The organism is Verrucomicrobiia bacterium, from assembly GCA_019634625.1.
Lineage (GTDB): Bacteria > Verrucomicrobiota > Verrucomicrobiia > Limisphaerales > CAIMTB01 > CAIMTB01.
Genome location: JAHCBA010000044.1, coordinates 1 through 16851, shown reverse-complemented (window position 1 = coordinate 16851; position 16851 = coordinate 1). Strand labels below are relative to the sequence as shown.

At 66.0% G+C, this 16851-nt stretch carries 9 protein-coding genes; 4 read left to right on the top strand and 5 right to left on the bottom strand.

Going from position 1 to position 16851, the window contains the following annotated elements; all coding sequences use genetic code 11:
- Nucleotides 1–17: 17 nt before the first annotated feature.
- The 3 genes from KF833_20195 (at nucleotide 18) to KF833_20185 (ending at nucleotide 5948) form a co-directional block, all read left to right on the top strand.
- Entirely contained in the window at nucleotides 18–1124 is a 1107-nt protein-coding gene (locus KF833_20195) for an efflux RND transporter periplasmic adaptor subunit (protein MBX3747636.1), read from the top strand.
- The gene (locus KF833_20190; protein MBX3747635.1) at nucleotides 1121–4258 is read left to right on the top strand and encodes an efflux RND transporter permease subunit; all 3138 of its coding nucleotides are present in this window, start codon (nucleotides 1121–1123) and stop codon (nucleotides 4256–4258) included. The genes KF833_20195 and KF833_20190 overlap by 4 nt, the downstream gene beginning before the upstream one ends.
- A gap of 130 nt (nucleotides 4259–4388) precedes the next feature.
- On the top strand, nucleotides 4389–5948 hold the full coding sequence (locus KF833_20185) for an amidase (protein ID MBX3747634.1): 1560 nt from the start codon (nucleotides 4389–4391) through the stop codon (nucleotides 5946–5948).
- Between the two features lie 94 nt (nucleotides 5949–6042).
- Here KF833_20185 and KF833_20180 read toward each other — a convergent pair whose 3' ends face one another.
- Complete coding sequence (locus tag KF833_20180) at nucleotides 6043–9927, bottom strand: hypothetical protein (protein MBX3747633.1); 3885 nt, start codon at nucleotides 9925–9927, stop codon at nucleotides 6043–6045.
- A 339-nt stretch (nucleotides 9928–10266) separates the two neighbouring features.
- Between KF833_20180 and KF833_20175 the strand changes: the two genes are divergently transcribed.
- Nucleotides 10267–14118 (top strand): S8 family serine peptidase, encoded by a 3852-nt coding sequence (locus KF833_20175; GenBank protein MBX3747632.1) that lies wholly within the window; start codon nucleotides 10267–10269, stop codon nucleotides 14116–14118.
- 141 nt (nucleotides 14119–14259) lie between these two features.
- Here the strand turns inward: KF833_20175 and KF833_20170 are convergent, their stop codons facing one another.
- The 4 genes from KF833_20170 to KF833_20155 all read right to left on the bottom strand — a co-directional run.
- Nucleotides 14260–14922, bottom strand: a complete 663-nt coding sequence (locus tag KF833_20170; protein MBX3747631.1) for a response regulator transcription factor — start codon at nucleotides 14920–14922, stop codon at nucleotides 14260–14262.
- A gap of 57 nt (nucleotides 14923–14979) precedes the next feature.
- Nucleotides 14980–15147, bottom strand: coding sequence for a hypothetical protein (locus tag KF833_20165; protein ID MBX3747630.1), 168 nt, complete (start codon nucleotides 15145–15147; stop codon nucleotides 14980–14982).
- A 166-nt stretch (nucleotides 15148–15313) separates the two neighbouring features.
- The gene (locus KF833_20160) at nucleotides 15314–16018 is read right to left on the bottom strand and encodes a hypothetical protein (protein MBX3747629.1); all 705 of its coding nucleotides are present in this window, start codon (nucleotides 16016–16018) and stop codon (nucleotides 15314–15316) included.
- Nucleotides 16019–16502: 484 nt separating this feature from the next.
- The coding region (locus tag KF833_20155; GenBank protein ID MBX3747628.1) for a hypothetical protein at nucleotides 16503–16851 on the bottom strand (349 nt) is incomplete at its 5' end.

Sequence of the window (16851 nt, the reverse complement as noted above, 5' to 3'; positions counted from 1 at the left end):
CGTTCCCATTCGATTCCATGAAGCCCGTTCGGAAATTCGTGGTGATGGCCGCCGTGGTGGGGATCGGGGTGGCGGTGTTCTGGGGAGCCCGTTGGGGACTGCGATCCCCGGCACCAGCACCGGGGGCCCAGGGCCCGGCCGTTGGGGCTCCGGCGGCATCCCGACCGCCGATGCGGGTTTCGGCGGTGGTGGTGCGACCGACGCTGCTGGCGGAGGTGGTGACGTCGACGGGTACGCTGCGAGCGGATGAGGGGGTGGAGTTGCAGGCGGAGATCAACGGGAAGGTGGTGGGCATCCACTTCACCGAGGGGTCACGGGTGAAGGCCGGAGACCTGCTGGTGAAACTGAACGACGCCGACCTGCAGGCCTCGCATGCGCGGGTGACATTCCGAAAGGAACTCACGTCGAGGCGGGAGCGGCGGATGGCGTTGCTGCTGCAGGAGGGGATCAGCAACCAGGAGGAGTACGACACCGTGATGAGCGAGCTGGACGTCCTGGAAGCGGACCTGACGCTGATCGAGGCGCAGATTGCCAAGACGGAGATCCGGGCGCCGTTCGATGGCATCGTGGGACTGCGGTACGTGAGCCTGGGCGCCTTCGTGAGCGCGAACACGCGGATCGCCACGTTGCAGAACATCGATCACCTCAAGGTGGATTTTTCGGTGCCCGAGCGGTACGCGGGCCGGATCCAGGTGGGCAGTCCGATCCGGTTTTCGGTGGTCGGATTCGAGGAGCGGTTCCAAGGGGAGATCTACGCGTTCGATCCGCGGATCGAGAGCAGCACGCGCACGCTGCTGCTCCGCGCGGTCTGTCCGAATCCGCGGGGCCGGCTCCTGCCGGGCGCCTTTGCCAGCGTCGAGTTCACGCTGGACCGGCTCGAGGATGCGATCCTGGTGCCGTCGGTGGCGGTGGTGCCGGGCCTGGTCGAGAAGAACGTGTTTGTGGCGGTGGATGGCAGGGCCGAGCGGCGTGCGGTGGAAACGGGCACCCGGACCGAGGTTGCCGTGCAGATCCTTTCCGGACTGAAGCCGGGGGACATCGTGCTCACCTCGGGAATCCAGCAGATGCGGGCCGGCCTCGCGGTCCAGCCGATGTTTGCCAACGGGAACGGCCCTTCGTCATGACCGCCGCCGAGATTGGCATCCGAAGGCCGGTGCTCACGATCGTCATCGCCCTGCTGATCGTCATCGCGGGGATCATCGGGTTGACGCAGCTCGGGGTGCGCGAGTATCCGGCGGTGGATCCTCCGACCTTGTCGATCAACACCTCGTATGTGGGCGCGGCGGCCGAGGTGGTGCAGGCGCAGATCACCGAGCCGATCGAGGAGGCCATCAACACCGTGGCGGGCATCCGGACCCTGACCTCGACGAGCCGCGAGGGCGTGAGCCAGGTCAGTGCGGAGTTCAGCCTCGACACCGATCTGGATGCCGCCGCGAGCGATGTGCGGGACCAGGTGGCGCGGGCGGTGCGGAACCTTCCGCCGGACGTGAACCCTCCGGTGCTCAACAAGGCGCATGCGGATTCGAGTCCGATCTTCGGGATTGCGTTGCGGAGCGAGCGGCGTTCGCAGCTCGAGCTGGGCGCCTACGCGAATGCGCTGAGGGAACGGTTGCAGACGGTGCCCGGCATCGCCTCGGTCGATCAACCGGCCGAGAAGCGGTACGCGATGCGGCTGTGGATGGATCCGGAGAAGATCGCGGCCTACAACCTGTCGCCCGTGGACATCCGGCGGGCGTTGCAGCGGGAGAGCATCGAGCTGCCGTCCGGACGGATCGAGGGCGAGTCGATCGAGCTGCCGGTGAAGACCTTCTCCCGGCTGAACACGCCGGCCGAGTTCAATGCGCTGGTGATCAAGCGCGGCCCCGAGGGGATCGTGCGGTTTCGCGACGTCGGGTATGCCGAGTTGGGACCGCAGAACGAGCGCGGGGCGCTCAAGATGGGGGAGTTTCCGATCGCGGGGCTGTACTTCCGTCCGCAACCCGGGGCCAACCAGATCGAGATTGTGGACGAACTGCATCGGCGGCTGGACCGGGTGCGACGGGAACTGCCGGAGGACATCCAGATGGAGATCGCCTTCGACAACACGCAGTACGTGAGGCGTTCGTTGCGGGAGGTCACCGAGACGCTGGGCATCGCCTTCGTGCTGGTGGTGCTGGTGGTGTTCGCCTTCTTCCGGGAGTGGCGGACCACGCTGATTCCGGTGCTGGCGATTCCGGTGTCGATTGTGGGCGGGTTTGCGGTGATGGCGGCGGCGGGGTTTTCGATCAACACGCTCACGCTGCTGGGGATGGTGCTGGCGATCGGCCTGGTGGTGGACGACGCGATCGTCGTGCTGGAGAACATCTACGCCAAGGTCGAGCAGGGCATGCCGCCGATCGAGGCGGCCATCGCGGGGTTGAGGGAGATCTTCCTGGCCATCCTGGCGACCACGGCCTCGCTGGTGGTGGTGTTCCTGCCGCTGCTGTTCATGGGGGGACTGTCCGGGCGGTTGTTCCGGGAGTTCGGGGTGACCATTGCCGGGGCGGTGGTGATCTCGGCGATCGTGGCATTGACGCTGGCGCCGATGGTGAGTTCGCGGCTGCTGAGGCGGCGGGAACGGCACGGGTGGCTGATGAGGACAACCGAGCCGTTCTTCCAGGCGATCGAGGCGGGGTACGGGCGGCTGCTGGACGGGTTCCTGAGGTGGCGCTGGCTGGGTCTGGCGGTGCTGGTGGGGGCGGCCTTCGCGATTCACACGGTGTTCCAGGTCCTACCCCGGGAGCTGTCACCCCTCGAGGATCGGGGACGCATCTGGGTCCGGGCGACGGCTCCCGAGGGGGTCAGCTACGACTACATGCAGAACTACATGGATGATGTCGCCAAGGCGGTGATGGAGCGGGTGCCCGAAGCGCCGGTGACCATGACCCAGGTGCCCGGGTCGGGGGGGGGGCCGGGAATCCAGGGGGCGATCAACACGGGGTTTGTGCGGTTGTTTCTGACGGACAAGGAAACGCGGAGCCGTTCGCAGCAGGAGATTGCGGCGGATCTTCAGGGGCTGGGAGCGGAGTTCACGGGGGCCCGGCTCAACATCACGCAGGAGGCCAGCATCGGGGAACGGCGCTCGACGCAGAGCGGGGTGCAATTCGTGATCCAGGCGACCGGACTGGAGCCCTTGCGGGAGGTGCTGCCCGCCTTTCTCGAGGCGGCGCGGCGGAGTCCGGTGTTCACCTTCGTCGATGCGGATCTGCGCTTCAGCAAGCCCGAGGTGCAGGTGCGGATCGAGCGGGACAAGGCGCAGATGCTTGGGGTGAGCGCGCTGGACATTGCGGAGGCGCTCCAGGCGGCGTTGAGCGGGCAGCGCTTCGGGTACTTCATTCACGAAGGGAAGCAGTACGATGTGATCGGGCAGTTCACCCGGGATTACCGGTCGAGGCCGCGCGATCTGGGCACCATTGTGGTCCCCACCGCGGACGGTTCGAGCGTGGTGCGGCTGGACAACCTGGTGACCCTCGAGGAGAGCAGCGCGCCGCCCGAGTTGTATCGGTACAACCGGTACAGCGCGGCCACCGTGGCCGGGACCCTGGCCCACGGGCGCACCATGGGCGAGGGGATCGCCGTGTTCGAAGAGGTGGCACGGGCGACCCTGGACGACCGGTTCACCACGTCCTTGACCGGCGGTGCGAGGGATTTCGTCGAGAGTTCCTCGTCGCTCGGCTGGGTGTTCCTCCTGGCGCTGATCCTGATCTACCTGGTGCTGGCTGCGCAGTTCGAGAGCTTCCTCGATCCGTTTGTCATCCTGCTGACCGTGCCCCTGGCCATCGCCGGGGCGCTGCTGGGGTTGTGGATGTTCGGGCAGTCGCTGAACATTTTCTCCCAGATCGGTCTGATCATGCTGATCGGGTTGGTGGCCAAGAACGGCATCCTCATCGTCGAGTTCGCCAATCAGCGCCGGGATGCGGGCGCGCCGTCGGCCCTGGTGGCCGCGCATCAGGCGGCGACCGCACGGTTGCGGCCGATCCTGATGACCACGCTCTCGACCATCCTTGGCATCCTGCCGATCGCCCTCGCCATCGGGGCGGGTTCGGAGAGCCGGGTGTCGATGGGCATCGCCGTGATCGGGGGTTTGATCAGCGGCGGTGCGCTGACGCTGTTTGTCATTCCGGCGATGTATTCGTTCCTGTCGCGGCGGAAGGCGGCGATTTCCGGACCCGCGTTGGAGCCCGTGGCCGTCGCCTCCGAATCCGGGCGGATGGGTTCCTCGGTGCCCGCTGCGACATGAACGGGAGAAGCAGGACCCGTCGAAGCCGTGGGGTGGCCCGGACTTGTGGAAACGCTTCCTCTGAAGGCGCTGTGAATCAGATCTCTCCCGACCCGCACTCACTATGAAACGCATTCCAGTTCTCCCTACGATGGTTGCTCTCGCCCTGCTCGCGGGCTTGTCAGGACCGGGGTTGGGTTCGCCTCAAGCCCGGGCTGCCGCCCCCACGGTGCGTCTGGAGGATGCCACGGTGGCGGATCTTCAACGGGCGATGGACGAGGGGCGGTTGACCTCGGAAAAGCTCGTGGGGATGTACCTGCGCCGGATCGAGGCCTACGACCGGCAGGGGCCGGCGATCAACTCGGTGATCCACCTGAATCCGCGTGCGCTTGAGGAGGCCCGGGCGCTGGACGAGGAACGGCGCACCCGCGGGCCCCGGTCGCCGTACCATGGGGTGCCGGTGGTGTTGAAGGATCTCTTCGACACGAGGGATATGCCGACGACCTGCGGGTTCCTGCCGATGAAGGATTCGCAGCCGATCCACGACGCGTTCGTCGTCGCCCGGTTGCGCGAGGCTGGCGCGATCATTCTGGCCAAGGTCAACATGAGCGACTGGTTCGGTGTGCCGCCGCGGGGGAACCAGAGCACCGTGCTGGGCCGGACGCTCAACCCTTACAACCTCGACCTCACTCCGGGCGGATCGAGCGGCGGGACCGGGGCCGCCCTGGCCGCGTGGTTTGCGCAGGGCGGCCTGGGGAGCGAGACGGGCGTCTCGATTCGCAATCCGACCGCGAACAACAGCCTGGTGGGCCTTGCGCCGACCGAAGGGTTGATCAGCCGCGCGGGCCAGACCATGACCTCGTTCCACCAGGAACGCTGCGGTCCGATGGGGCGCAGCGTTTATGATGTCGCGGCCTTGACCGATGTGGTGGCGGGGTTCGATGCGGAGGATCTGCTCACCGCGCAATCGTTGGGGCGGCTGCCGGCGCAGCCCTACACCTCGTTTCTGCGGGCCGACGGGTTGCGGGGCGCACGCATCGGGGTGTTTCGGGATCTGTTCCGCAAGGGCCCGCAGCACGAGGAGGGCGTGGCGCTGGTCGAGCAGGCCATTGCCGCGATGAAGGCGCAGGGTGCGGTGATCCTCGACCCGTTGACCCTGGGATTCGATCTGTTCGCCCTGATGACCGACGCGCGGCTGAACTACTACGAGGGACCGTTTTCCTATGAGGTCTATTTCAGGAGGCTCGGGCCGGACGCCCCGATCCGGAGCGTCGAGGAACTCCTGGCCAAGGGCGGCAGCCTGGTGAAGAGCAACATCGTCAAGGCCACCCGGGAAGTTCATTCGCTGATGCACCATCCGGATTACCTGGCGCGGCTCAAGACGCGCGAGACGCTGCGGGCCGCCGCGGTGCGGTTGATGGATCAGTACCAGCTCGATTGCCTGGTGCATCCGTTCAAGTCGGTGCCGCCCGAGCCGCACCTGGCGACCCAGACGGAAAAGGACAATCCGTTCAGTGCCGTGACCGGACTTCCGGCGGTGCTGGTTCCGGCGGGGTACACGCGGGAATCGAACGGGCCCATCGGGATCGAGTTTCTCGGACGGCCTTTCTCCGAACCCGTCCTGTTCCGGATCGCGCACGCCTACGAGCAGGCTTCGAAGGTGCGGCGTTCCCCACCGACGACCCCGGCGTTGGAGGGGGAGGCGTTCTGACTTGCGGGGTGGTGACTCCCGGGTGGGACGCCAGCGTGATGACTCTTGGCGTCGGATTCAGGCGCCGGTATTGACCTGGCAGGTCAGGCCCGTGTCATGACCGGGGCAGGGGGACCTGAAGGGCGACGCGGGTGCCGTTGCCGGGGGCGGCGGTGAGTTCGAATTGTCCGCCGAGTTCCAGGATGCGGCGGCGCATGTTGTTCAAGCCGTGTCCGGCGTGGGCGCGGACGGCGGGAACGAAACCGCACCCGTTGTCCGCGATGCGGATCGACAGGGCGGCCGGATGGGCATCGACAGTGACTTCGATCCGGTCTGCGTCGCCGTGTTTGAGGGCGTTGTGGACGGCCTCCTTGACGACGAGGAGGAGGTTGCGGCGGAAGATGGCGGACAGGTGGCATTTGGGGACGGTGTCGGGGAAGCAGGGAAGGAAGGTCTTCCCGGCGGCATCCAACTGGCGGGCCACCTGTTCGCGCAGGTGGGCGATGAGTTGATCGAGGGAGTCCGAGTCGGGGTTGGTGGACCAGATGAGATCCCCCATGCGCGCGGTGGTTTCACGGGAGACTTCGAGGGCGCGGTCGAGGGCGCGGCGGGCGGGGCTGTCGGCGGGGGATTTGGCCTTGGCGAGTTCTCCGAACATGGAGATCTGGGTGAGGGCGGCGCCGAGGTCGTCGTGGAGGTCAGCGGCGATGCGGGCGCGTTCGCTGGCGAGAGCCTCCTGACGCCGGAGTTGCTCGAACCGGCGCAGGCCAACGAGCCGGCGACGATGGAGGAGGCCGATAAGGGCGGCGGCTGAGAGGACCGTGAGGAGGCGGAAGGAGGGGGTCTCCCAGAAGTGAGGCTGGATGTGGAAGGGCAGTACGGTTTCCTCGGGATGCCAGCGGTCGTTCCAGCGGGTGGCCTGGACCCGAAACCGGTACGGGCCGGGCCGCAGGTTGGTGTAGACGGCGAAACGACGGTCGGTGGTGGGCGACCAATCGCGGTCGTGCCCATCGAGGCGGTAACGGAAGCGGAGGGCGGCGGCATCGTTGAGGCTGACGGCGGAGAACTCGATTTCGAGGCCTGTTCCCGAACCGGGGGGGAGGAGGACCGGCTGGGCGGGGCCAGGGGAGCGGTTTCCGGCCGGGCGCAGGTCGATGTCGTCGCCGTTGGCACGGAGGGATTCGATCCAGGTTTCCGTGGGTTGCAGCCGCCCTTGGATCGATTCGGGATCCAATGAGGCAAGGCCGCCGCGGGTGGCGACCCAGATGCGGCCGTCGGGGGTTCGGGCGATGGCGGGTTGAACACCGATGGAACATTCGGGTGTGCGCAGTCCTTCGGCGACGCCGAGCGTGAGGCTGGTCAGGCGGGGGATTTCTCCGGCGAGGACGGCCTCGACTTCGGACCGCGCAAGGCGGTGGATGCCCCGCTGTCCGCCCAACCAATAGTTGCCCTGCCGATCGGTGATCATGGCCGCGATGGCCCGGTCCGGAAGGCCCTTTTCGGGATCCAACACGGCGAACCGCCCGTCGCGGCGTCGGGCCAGTCCAGCCTCGGTGATAAGCCAGATCGATCCGTCGTCCTCGGCCAGCAGGGCAGCACAATGGAGCGACGGGAGTCCGTCGCTCAAGGTGAGGATCCCGACCCCGTTGGTGCGGACATGCAGGAGGCCCGCGCCTTTGGAGCCGCACCAGATGGAACCGTCCCGATCCTGCACCACCCCGATGGGAACGGTCTGGGGAATCTCATGACCTACGCGCCATCGGACCCAGTGGCGATGCTCCGCTTCCGTCGCGGCGTCGGTGTCGGAAGGGTGGCGGTCCGATCGAAGCAGGGAGGGCCCGAGGCGGGTCAACCCGAGGTCGCAGGCGACCCAGACGCTTCCATCACGGGCTGGATGCAGGGAGGTCGGGAACTTCCACGGAAGGCCGGGCAGCACCGGGGCGGGGGGACCGCCTTGGAAGAGGCCCCAAAGGGCGTCCTCCCCGAAGCCGGTGCTGGCGACGAGAGGCAGGCCCCCGTGGCTGGCGATCACGCTGATGCCGCGGTAGGAGGCGACCGTCTCCCACCCGGTCGTCCCTGATCCGCGTCGTGCCGGGCCGTTGCGCGTTGCCACCCACAGGGTGCCATCGGAGGCGAGACTGACCGAGCGAACGTCGTCGGAAGGCAACCCGTCCGCCGTGGTCAGGAGCGTGACACTGCGCTCGCGAACGAGGTGAAGTCCGTCCTCGCTGGTTCCGAACCAGATCCCGCCTTCGCGGTTCGCGGTCAGGCATTCGATGCGCGGGGCCTGGATGGCCCCCGGGATCCGCACGGCGCGGGTGCCTTCCGCATCGACGCGACTGAGGCCTGTCCGGCCGGCGATCCACAGCGGGGTGGACGGCGGGCCGCTCCAGGGATTGGGCGCAATGGGAAGGCTGCCGCGCTGGATCCGGTACACGAATCCGGGCAGGCCGGCCTCCGGTTGGAACTCGACCCACTGCAGTTCGCCTTCATTGCCGGTCCCGGCACGCAGGGTTACGCCAGGGAATTCCGACAATCGCGCCGTCACACGGATCCATGGCGCCGTGGGAAGGATGGATGCGACCCGCACGGGTGTCTCCCAGTCCTCGCGCCAGAGCCAGATGGCGTTGGGCTCTTCCGTGGCCATCCATAACCCCGCCCGACCGGGCAGGAGATGACGCGGTTGGCCCGGCAGCGGCACCTCGGAAAGGGACGTCTGCGTGACGGGATCGTAGCGGCGGACCCGGCAGATGCCCCGATCGGTGTGATTGACGCTGAACCCGGCGACCCAGACCGTCCCGTCCCTGTCCGGCACGGCGCGCAATATGAACCGCTCGGGCAGGCCGTTGGTGAACGCCGTGAACTCGGTGCCGCGGGCACGGAGCAACCCGCCATACACACCAGCCCAGAGCGTGCCGTCCTCCGATTCGGCGAGACAGCTGATGTCGGATCCGAGGGTCGCCAGGGCCGGGGTGTTGCCCTCGTCGAACACCCGGAAGCTGCGGCCATCGAAGCGGGTCAGTCCCAACTCGGTCCCCACCCAGAGGTGCCCTGAACGCCCCTGAAGCACGCATTGCACACTGTTGGCGGGCAGTCCGTCCTCCGCCGTGTAGCGGCGGTACAGGACATCGAGGGGCGCGGTGTTGAGGTTGGAAACGGTCGTCAGCCACGGACTTCCCAGGCGGGCGGCCCGTGGCGTGGTGTCGAGGAGCGGGGCCGGAGGCGGCAGTCCCCGACCGTGGAGTTCCCGGACTTCCCCGTCCGAAAGGACCCGGTTGTACACCCGCACATCCCGGAGATGTCCGCGCCAGGTGCCGTCGCCCTTCGGGTCGTTGCCGAGACACAGCCATTCCGTCTCGGGCGGCAGTTCGCGGGACGTCGTTCCGTCGAGGGTCGGCAAGCCGTCCACCCAGATGCGCAGCGTGCGGTCCGGGCGCTGGGCGATGACCAGGTGATGCCAGACCTCGGGAGTGAGCACGAACCCATCGAATCCCTCCGGGTCGTCTGGACTTCCGGGGCCCGCCACGAAGGCTCCGGATCCGCGGTGCGATTGTTGAACGATGCGCCACGACCGCGCGCCGGCCTGCTGCGACAGCATCGGGGCGTGGTAACCGTCCAGGCTCCTCACCCAGAGCGCGAGCGTGAACGGGCCGGATGGCAGGGGCGGTCGGAGCTGGACCCATCCGGTCTCCTCCCCGAACCGGGGATCTGTGTCCTCGGACCCGGTCTCCGGCAGGATGCCCATGACCACCCCCATGCGCCCGCTGAGGACTTCGCGGGCATTCCATGGATTGGGCCACCAGCGGACGAGGCCGGCGGGTGCTTCCGGGTGGGGAGGATCGGGAACGCTTGCCCGGGCCCGCCCATTGCCGAGAACGAACGTCAACAGGGCCAGGGTCAGGCCGAGGCGCCTGAACGCGACCTCCCCGACCGCGACGGGAAAGTCGGGCGTCCCCGGCCCGCGGGCGCGGCCGTCCCATCGTTGTCCGCAGACGCTCACCTCCGAAGTTTGCCATGGGCGGGCAGGCGTCCGCCACCCCCGGCGCCTACCACCTTTGTGCGAGTAGGCACGGGGCTCGGGTTCGGGTCAGGCTGGGTTCGTCGTTCGGTTCGTACTCATGAAACAGCACCGTGCTGTTGAGTCGGCGCGACACCAGGTGCTCCCCGAGGCGCGGATCGCGTGCCCATTGCGTAACAACCTCCAAGTCTGTCACCCACCATGTCCGTCGAAACTCCACGTGTTGGCCCGTGCCCAGAACGCCAGTCGGTCCGCAAGCCAGGTCTCATGACCTGGAATTTTTCAATTTTGAGACAGGCACTGGCCACATTTCTGACACTGATGATTCTGCTGCCCGGGCTGCCAGCGGCGGGCCAGGCGATCCTGTTCCAGGCCATCAATCTCACCGATGTCGCCGAGGGGTCGGATTTGTGGCGCTATGAGTATCGGGTCAGTGGGTATGAGTTTCTCGCGGACACCGGGTTTGCCGTCTATTTCGATCCCGCGAGTTATTCCGATCTGCAGAGTCCTCCGCCGTTCGTGAATTCGGACTGGGATGTGCTGGCGGTTCAGCCCGACCTGGAGATTCCCGACCGGGGTTTCTACGACGCGTTGAGCATCCGGGTGGGACCCGGGGCGGCCTCGCTGGCCGACCCGTTCGTCATCGACTTCGTGTGGCGGGGCGTCGGTCAACCGGGTTCCCAGGACTTCGAAATCTACCGTCTGGTCCCCGAGTACCAGGTGGTCGCCTCGGGAACCACGGCGGCCGTTCCCGAGCCGGCGGTTGCCGTGGCGATGGCGGTGCTGGTGCTGGGCTGGGCGCTGGCCGGCGGGCGGGGACGATGGCGTCGGGCCGGGGTCGTGGGGGGGATTCTCATGGCGGCAGGGCTTGCCGGGGGACCGACGACCGGCCGCGCTGAGATTCCCGGGATCGAGGTCGCCCGGGAGGCGCTGGTCAGTTCGCGCCGGGTGGGTCGGACCGAGATCGAATACACCTACACGGTGCGACTGACCAACCCCCATCCCACGGACTTCTTCGGACTTCGCGCCACGGTGTTCAGCACCTCGCCCCACACAACCCTCGTCGAGGACACGGTTTCGTTCGGAGATCTGGCGGCGGGTCAGTCGCGGCTGGGATTGAACACCTTCACCCTGCGCCATGACCGCCTGTTTCCCTTCGATCCATCCGCCCTGGTGTGGGATGTGACCGTGGATGGCGCCTTGCTCGGGGGTCCGCCGGCGGGGCGCGCTCTTGATGTCATCATCGATTTGCCAGGGCGCGCTGCGACCCCGGAAGACCTGGTCGATGGAGTCCTCCTGGATCGTCTCGACGTCCATTTCCTGGAGGATGCGACTGTGGACGATGTGAATCGTGCGCTTGCAGCCATTGGAGCCCGAATCCTCGACATGCTCCCCGGTGCCCCGACCCTGGTCGTCTCCGTGCCGAGGCAACCGGATGCGGACAGTATGGCGGCCCTGGCGGACCTGCTCTCCTCGCAGCCCGGGATCGATGCCGTCTTCGTTTCGAGAATGGCGAGCAGCGGAAGGGTGCCTTACGAGGTAACCGCTGGTACGCAGGCCGATTTAGACCACCTACTCTCAGGAAGGTTTCCTGCGGCATGGAACCTTGGTTACCTGGTCCTGCAACAACCCAACCCCATCCCAGTGGTGGTGGTGGACTTTTTCGGAGCCTCCCCGCCAGCTTGGTTCCCCAGCAAGGTGCCGTACTTTTCCATGACGCATCCCTCCACCGGCAGCTACAGCCATGGTTATGAGGTGACGGCGGTCGTGGCATCCGATTGGACCCCCAACCCGCCGATAGGAGCTCACCCTTTTGGCTTCGATGGGAGCGCACACCTCAATCTGCGCGGACTCCAAGTTGCCGGTTTTGGGTGGGGGGACCTCATCAAACATCTCACCAGGGTTGTGTACGCGCTCAGTGCCTCCGGGAGCAAGTTTGTGCTTAATGCCTCGCTCGAGTATGGAGAAGACCTGCCTCTTGGAAATGTTCCCATTGAGCGGGCCAGGCACTCCGCCGAATGGAAACGTCGCACTTCCGGAATGTGGTCCAATTTTGTCGCAACCGTCGCAGCCGGGAACTATCGGAGTCGGGAGGGTGGGTTGGTGTACGAAGGAGCACGCACGGCACACTACTCCAATCCGCTGTCGGCGGTCACCTTGAGCGACCCGACCTTCGCCTGGGCTGCCAGCGATCCCCTTTGGAGGTCAACCAACCGCGACGAACCGGACGTGACTGCCAGCCCAGCGGCGGCCGCCGCATTGGAAGCCAGTGTGACGTCCGCCGGACTCGACCTGATCCCCCCCGCGGAGAACACCTTGGTGGTGGGAAGCATCCAGCAAGTTGATCTGGACGACATTGACGCATTTCTGGAATCGACGTTCTCGGACGAAACCCCCGATGTGGTGGCAGTCGGCGAGGCTGTGGCTGTCGGGCAATTGCCTGGTGGCGGAGCTCGAACGAACAGTGGCACGAGCTTCGCCGCACCCCAGGTTGCCGGTTTGGCGGCCTACCTGCTGACGGTCTCGCAGGCGTTGCCAGGCAACCGGTTGATCGATCTGCCGAGTTCGAGGACCCGGGACTGCATCCTGGCGACCAGCCGCACGAACGGGGCCGGGCTCCGGTTCATCGACGCCTACGCGGCGGTGCTCTCGATCGACGAGGCCACGGATCCCACGCCCACCAGCGCGCCGGTGCGCCATTCCCTCATGGATGCCCACGAGAACGGGGTTTTCAACGAGCACGATGTCTCCCGGTTCATGAGCAATTACTTTCATGAGGTTGCGGGCGTTCCCATGGCCCCCTTTCACAAGGTGCCTGCGACCCGCGATTATTCGCGGTATGACCTCAACGGGGATGGATTCACGGGAGGATTCCGGACGGATCGCTTCGACCTGGACCGGCAGGACTCGACGCAGTACAGGGAATCGCACTTCTCCCCCTCGGTCTGGATGCAGATCGGAGATACGGAAGTGCTGTTCAACGAGCTGGCGCTCACCGACGCCCAGATCCTTGCGTACTATCTGCACATGCCGGGTTTCTACGCGGGGACCACGCGGCCACCTCTGGACGCGGGCGGGTATGAGCTGAGCCTGGCGGTGACGTCGGGAGGCGATCTCTCGTTCATCGAGCCGAACGTGGGAATCAACGACGCCGGGACCATTGCCTTCACCGGGTTCGAGTCGGGTTTCAGCAAGGTGTTCGTGGTTCCCACTAATGGCGTGGTATCGAGTGTGAGTTTCTTCAGTTCGACGCGCACCTTCGGCGGGGCGGCCATCAACAATGCGAGTCCGGCAAGGGTGGCCAGTCGGGACCGCGTCAGCGGGACTCCGCCGACGTTTTTTGTTCGAAGCTGGCCCGAGGACGGATCCCTGGGGGCGACGACCATTGGGCGGTCACCGACTTACTTCAATTCGGCGACCTTCTATCTGGATATCAATGATAACGGGGTGGTCACCTTCACCGCCCTGACGGATGGCAGCACGACCCTATCCCTCTTCGCGGGGATTTCCGAACCGCCGGTGCGGCTTACGGATCTGGCGGTGGGCGGACCGCTTCCTATTGTGCGGCCGCAGCTGTCGAATTCGGATCACATCGTGCTCCGGAATCAGGGATCGAACATTGTGGTATGCCGCTACCCAACCGCCGCCTTGGAGACCGTCGCGACCCATGCCGCGGGGGAGGCGCCGGGGATTTCGCCGGACGGCAGCACGCTGGCATTCCTGAGGGACAGCGGCGACGGCGTCAGCCTGCATCTGGCGGTCCTGGATCCCCTGGCGGTCCGGAGTTGGGTGGTGCTGTCCAATGTCATCGGCGCGACGCTGGGATTCGAGGCGTTCAGTGCGACCGACCGCACCGCCGTGCTTTCGCAGGGCAGTCCCCTGGTGGATCAGAAGGTAACCCTTGCGTTCTCGGGCACGCGTCACGGGCAGGCGGGGATCTACGCCGTGGACGTCGTGATCCGGGATGTGGCGCCATCAGGGGAACCCCGGGACTTGAGGATCGTTCCCATCAGCGTTACCCCGGTCGTCCGGGAGGGGATGGAGGTGGGGGAGACGTCCAGGGTTTTCTCCAGCGGAACACTGTGGGACCCGATGAACCAGTACGGTGACCTGGCCATCCGGGCGACCTTCACGGATGGCACGACGGGAATCATCCGGGGGCGACGTCTGTAGCATGGGCGGGTGGAAGCGTGAAGGGCAGGCAGGCATAGAGGCTGGGCAGATGTCTCCCGACGGGGCCCGTCACCGTATATGGCGGTGGGATTCCGATGGTTTGCGTCGAGGAACCGGGCGAAAAGGGGGTCTGCTGCCACCTCACGGCTCCGGCGGTCTGCGGCCGTACACCTTCATGACCGCTTCGGTGCGGCTGCGGACTTCGAGTTTGGCGTAGATATTGCGGAGGTGGGTGCGGACGGTGTCCAGGCTGAGGCTGAGGGTGGCGGCGATCTCCTTGTAGAGCCGGCCCTGGGCAAGGAGGGCGAGGATCTGCTGTTCCCTGGGGGAGAGGACGGATAGTCCGGCTGGAGCGGGGGCGGGGGCGGGTTGCTGGAAGGTCTCGACGACGCGGCGGGCGACTTGGGCGGACAGGGGAGTTCCACCCCGATGGAGTTCGCGGATGGACTCGAGCAGTCGATCGGGCGGTGTCTGCTTGAGCAGGTACCCGGTGGCCCCGGCGGCAAGGGAACGGAAGATGCGATCGTGATCCTCGAAAACGGTGAGCATCAGGACCTGGATCGCGGGCTGGAGTTCCTTGATGCGGCGGATGCAGTCGATGCCGGACATGCCGGGCAACTGGATGTCCATGAGGACGATCTGAACCGGGAGATCGGGCAGGGCGCGGAGGAACGCCTCGCCGGTGGGGAAGACCCCGGCGCAGAGCATGTCCGGGGCGGCGGCAATGAACTCGCCGAGGACCTCGCGCACCGCCGGGTCATCATCCACGACGGCGATGGCGATCTGGGGATCCAAACCCGACATGCGCGGGCATGCTCCGAACGGGTGCCGGGTGGCGCAACCCTCAAACGAGCGGTTGGATCAGCGATTGAAGAGCCAGAGGATGGAGGCGATCAGGGCGCTTGCGAAGAGGCCGACCACGATGGCCCAGCGAAAGACGCGTCGGCGCTTGTTGCGGTTGGCGCGGGTCATCCCTGGCAGCAGGTAGTACAGCCCGTGTTTCTTCTGGCGGCTCCCAAAGAGTCCCATGCGGCGACCCCTGTTATGCCTTGCATCGGGCGGGGGATGTCAATGCGGGGGATGGAGCGGTTCGTGGGTCCGTCCATCCCCCGTGTCGATGTCCAGGACGCGTCGAGGCGGAGGAGAGTACTCCGCGTTCGGCCAACATCCTGGCATGGCGCCAGACTTCAGTCCCTCAGGGAAACCGGCCGAGCAGGGCGCGGCCCGCGACGACTCCCACCATCAGCAGGACAAGGGTGGAGCCGGCGTCCGGCACCCCGGTCGAGGGACGCCTGGAGAAGAAGGCGCTTTGGGGGATGATGGACTCCGGTGCTCCATCCAGGGACCAGGACAGTTCGGTGACAAAGACGCCGCCCTGTTCCCAACCCAGAAAGGCGATTGGATAAAGACCCGCTCCAAGGGAATAGAGGCCGCTGACGCTCACATCCGGTCCGCGATTGCCATCGAAGGACGAGATGGTCTCTCCCCCGAGGTCAAAACGGAACCCGTCATCCGTGAACGAGAAGAACCGGTAGTCTCCGCCGGTGACGATGTTCAGGAACCCCGTGTACCGGACGGCATACCGCGGGTCGGTCGCCGGATCAGGCATGGGAAAGCCCGAATCCGAATAACCGCCGATGCCGTCGTAGAATGCGATGTTGGGAACGATGGCTTCGGTTTGGGAAACGAATCCCGCATCTCCGGGACCCATTGCCAGCACCGCCTCGGCTTGCGCGATGGTATCCGGCTTGATGGAGGGATCGACCACCACCCACCGTGAATTCAAACCGTCGCCCGATCCCGCCAGCGGCGGTCCGACCGGAGTGGGTACTGCATGCAATAAAGGCGCCGCCAACATCAGGGCACACGCGCCATGGATTGCCGTTATGGACTTCTTCATGTTTGGATCAGTGGACCAACCTTGGGAATTGCTCCTGCACCAGGACCCCAATGAATACAATCCCAGCCGAGCTGGGCGTGTCGGGAGCGGGAAGCGTCTTTGGCGAGCATTTTTGATGCCTTGAAGAACATTCGCGAACGGGTTCAGGTGGAAATCGGCGGTTCAGCCTGGCCAAGCCCGTTCACCACGTTCTTTACGCCTCAGGAAGGGGCGGGTTGCCGTCCCGGGATCGGGTCAAGTCTGTTGGCCCGGCAGGTCAGGACGCCCGTCGGGGTCTGTTCGCCATGGGGAGAGCGGTGATCACGCCGCCGAATTGTCGGTCTGGTTTACATTTCAACGCGGCACCTCCAATCACCACGCGGTCATGCAGTTGCGTGGCCATGATGGAGCATGAAGCGCCTCGAAACGTCGGGATCCTTGACAAAATGTGGTGGGGCACCGGACAAGTGGATGAATCCAATGCCTTCGCCTCAGGCGGTGCGACTTACTCCACCGCGTCGACTTGCAGATCTCGCAGGACGGTGAGCCCAGGTATGGGGGCGCCGCGAATGATGCGGGCGCCGCTCTTCCGCCGCTTGCCGAACTTGTCCCGGTGCCGCTCCCACATCTGGTTCACGAACTCCTTCGAGCCCAGGAACACCCCGTCGGTCATGTGCCGGATCCTTAACCGCAGGATCTGCCCCAGCGGTAGTTGACCGCCCCGCGCCAGTTCCGCCCGGATCGCCTCCGGTTCCAGCACCCGCTTGTCGCTCCGTCCCGACGTCCCGCCAATCACATAGAGGGCCAGGCGATATTTTGCTGACGCCGTGCTCCAGTCGACTGCGCCCAGAAAG

Bases quoted from the DNA above. Each gene is read 5' to 3' on its own strand.
- KF833_20195 (MBX3747636.1), top strand. From the start codon at position 18: ATGAAGCCCGTTCGGAAATTCGTGGTGATGGCCGCCGTGGTGGGGATC.
- KF833_20190 (MBX3747635.1), top strand. From the start codon at position 1,121: ATGACCGCCGCCGAGATTGGCATCCGAAGGCCGGTGCTCACGATCGTC.
- KF833_20185 (MBX3747634.1), top strand. From the start codon at position 4,389: ATGGTTGCTCTCGCCCTGCTCGCGGGCTTGTCAGGACCGGGGTTGGGT.
- KF833_20175 (MBX3747632.1), top strand. From the start codon at position 10,267: ATGATTCTGCTGCCCGGGCTGCCAGCGGCGGGCCAGGCGATCCTGTTC.
- KF833_20170 (MBX3747631.1), bottom strand. From the start codon at position 14,922: ATGTCGGGTTTGGATCCCCAGATCGCCATCGCCGTCGTGGATGATGAC.
- KF833_20165 (MBX3747630.1), bottom strand. From the start codon at position 15,147: ATGGGACTCTTTGGGAGCCGCCAGAAGAAACACGGGCTGTACTACCTG.
- KF833_20160 (MBX3747629.1), bottom strand. From the start codon at position 16,018: ATGAAGAAGTCCATAACGGCAATCCATGGCGCGTGTGCCCTGATGTTG.